We start from the raw sequence: 2517 nt of genomic DNA on the forward strand, positions 1-2517 counted from the left end.
AGCCCTTAGAGGCTGTTTGCCATTCGGCGGATAAGCCCCTCTCCCTCTGGGAGAGAGACCGGGGAGGGGTGGGCGATATTATTGACGCGCTAAAATTCCAGTTTTTCAGTTGATTGCTGCCCTTACCCCAACCCGCCGAGCGACCAAAAACAAAGCCCGCATAATTGCGGGCTTTTTGACGCTTAACGCTGACGGGCTTTCAGCCGTTTGTCGCTCTTGCAGATGACAAATAGCTTGCCGCGACGGCGCACGACCTGACAGTCGCGGCTACGCGTTTTCGCCGTTTTCAGCGAGGACAGTACTTTCATGATTAACTCCTATTTCTTCAATCAAGGCGCGGGATTATAACGCCATTTCGTTATGGAATATCCAAAAAATTTACGCCTAAAAAAACCGCCACGGAGTGGCGGCAACAGGATGAAATGGATTTTGTGTTATCGGGAGGCGGATTACACTCCGGCGACGCGCAGGCGGCCTTGCAGCGGCGTGATGTCTTTCTCGCCCGGCGCGGCGGCGATACCGCCAAAGACGAGCTGCGCGCGCAGGTGCCAGTTCGCCGGGATATGCCAGCGGGCGGCGACGGCGTCGTCAATCAGCGGGTTGTAGTGTTGCAGGTTGGCGCCGATGCCCGCCGCGCTGAACAGCGTCCACAGCGCGTATTGCAGCATCGCGCCGCCTTGGTCGGCAGAGCCGGGGAAGGTGTCGGCATAGATGGGCATCCGTTCCTGTAAACCCTTGATAACGTCGCGGTCTTCGTAGAAGAGGATGGTTCCGGCAGCGGCGCGGAAAGCGGCGAGTTTCTCCGCAGTCGCGGCGAAAGCGTCCGCCGGAACGACGGCGCGCAGGGCGTCCGCGGCGATGTCCCACAGCGCTTCGTGCTCCGCGCCAAACAGCACTTGCAGGCGGGTGGATTGCGAATTGAAGGCGCTGGGCGCGTGGCGCAGCGCGTCTTCAATCAGGGTGATGATGTCTTGCGGCGGCAGTGGCAGCGCGCGATTGAGCGCATAGACGGAGCGGCGCGCGGCGATGGCCTGGGCAATGGCGGTATGGCTCATGGCGGTCTCCTTAATCGTCATAACGGCTGATGGCGCGGTCGAGCGAGAGGCTGCCACCGCCCGCTGCGGTAAAGTAGAGGAAGATGAGGCTGAACATCGCCGCAGATTCGCCGTGGTTCACCAGCGGGAAGAACAGCGCGGATTTGGCGTGCACCATGAAATAGGCAACTGCCATCTGCCCGGAAAGGATGAAGGCGACCGGGCGGGTAAAGAGACCGAGAATGAGCAGGCCGCCGCCGACCAGTTCGAGGATGGCGGCCACGCCTTCCATGGACGCCCAGTCCAGCGGGCCTTCGCCCATTGCCATCGGGAAGCCGAAGGCCTTGGCGAGGCCGTGCAGCATGAACATATAGGCGACGACGATGCGCACAAAAGAAAGAATGATGCCTTGATAAGGGGCGAGAAAACGCATGGATAACTCCTGGATGGTTGAAAAGAAGCGCGGATTATAGAGAAACGCCCGCCCCTCGCCTATACTCGCCGCATTGACGCAACCTTTCTCATCAGGAAACGATGGATACCCTGTTCAGCCTCAAAGTCTTTCAGCAAATCGTCGAATGCGCGAGCTTCACCCGCGCCGCCGAAAGCCTCGGCATCTCCACCGCGATGGCGAGCAAACACCTGCACCATCTGGAAAAACACCTCGGCGTCCGCCTGATGCAGCGCAACAGCCGCCGCCTCAGCCTCACTGCCGAAGGCGAATCCTACTACCGCCAGAGCGGCGAAGCGCTGGCGCTGTTGGACAACGCAGCCGCCGCTGCGGGTGGCGGGCGCGAAACCCCGCAGGGACACCTGCGCCTGACCGCGCCCATCTGGTGCGCCAACCCCACCTTCGCCGCCTGGATGCGCGACTACCGCGCGCGCTACCCCGACGTCAGCCTCGACCTCATCCTTGACAACGAAATGCGCGACCTCATCGGCGACGGCATCGACCTCGCGCTGCGCGTCAGCCGCGATCCGGCACCGAGCCTCGTCGTCCGTCCGCTCTTTGCCGTGCGCTTCGTCCTCGTCGCCGCCCCCGCCTGGATACGCCGCCACGGCCTGCCGCAGACGCCGGAAGACGCGGCTGCACACGCCGCCGTCCTCCCCTCCTACACCGACCTTAGCCGCCATCCCTGCACGCGCGGCGACACGACCACCACCCTGCAACTCACCAGCGCCCTGCAAAGCAACAGCACGCTGATGCTGCGCGAACTGCTGCTGGCGGGCAGCGGCATCGGCTACCTGCCGCACTGGCTGGCGCAGGATGACCTCGCCGCCGGGCGGCTGGTACAACTCCTGCCGGAGTGGGAGCTGCACCGCATTACCCTGCACGCCGCCTATCCCGATCGCCGCCACCTGAGTGCGAAAGTGCGCAGCTTCATCGATTTCCTCGTGGAAAAAGCGGCGGCATTACAGGATGCGTCCTAGGGCGTGTTTACAATTCATGGTAACGAACTGATTTTATTAGGAATGCGCAAAA

General features: G+C 62.0%; 4 protein-coding genes. 1 reads left to right on the top strand and 3 read right to left on the bottom strand.

The genetic code is table 11. From position 1 onward, the window contains the following. Nucleotides 1–182: 182 nt before the first annotated feature. The 3 genes from ykgO to Q0349_RS06955 form a co-directional block, all read right to left on the bottom strand. A complete protein-coding gene (gene ykgO / locus Q0349_RS06945) occupies nt 183–308 on the bottom strand; it encodes a type B 50S ribosomal protein L36 (RefSeq protein ID WP_048714664.1) in 126 nt (41 codons plus the stop codon). 141 nt (nt 309–449) lie between these two features. Then, nucleotides 450–1055, bottom strand: coding sequence for a nitroreductase family protein (locus Q0349_RS06950; RefSeq protein ID WP_298080148.1), 606 nt, complete (start codon nt 1053–1055; stop codon nt 450–452). A gap of 10 nt (nt 1056–1065) precedes the next feature. Then, nucleotides 1066–1467 carry a DoxX family protein gene (locus tag Q0349_RS06955; RefSeq protein WP_298080149.1) on the bottom strand — a complete coding sequence of 134 codons (402 nt, stop codon included), beginning with the start codon at nt 1465–1467 and terminating at the stop codon, nt 1066–1068. Between the two features lie 101 nt (nt 1468–1568). Between Q0349_RS06955 and Q0349_RS06960 the strand changes: the two genes are divergently transcribed. Next, on the top strand, nt 1569–2465 hold the full coding sequence (locus Q0349_RS06960) for a LysR family transcriptional regulator (RefSeq protein ID WP_298080150.1): 897 nt from the start codon (nt 1569–1571) through the stop codon (nt 2463–2465). The last annotated feature ends 52 nt before the right edge of the window (nt 2466–2517 follow it).

It is taken from the genome of uncultured Cardiobacterium sp., from assembly GCF_938028185.1.
Classification (GTDB): domain Bacteria; phylum Pseudomonadota; class Gammaproteobacteria; order Cardiobacteriales; family Cardiobacteriaceae; genus Cardiobacterium.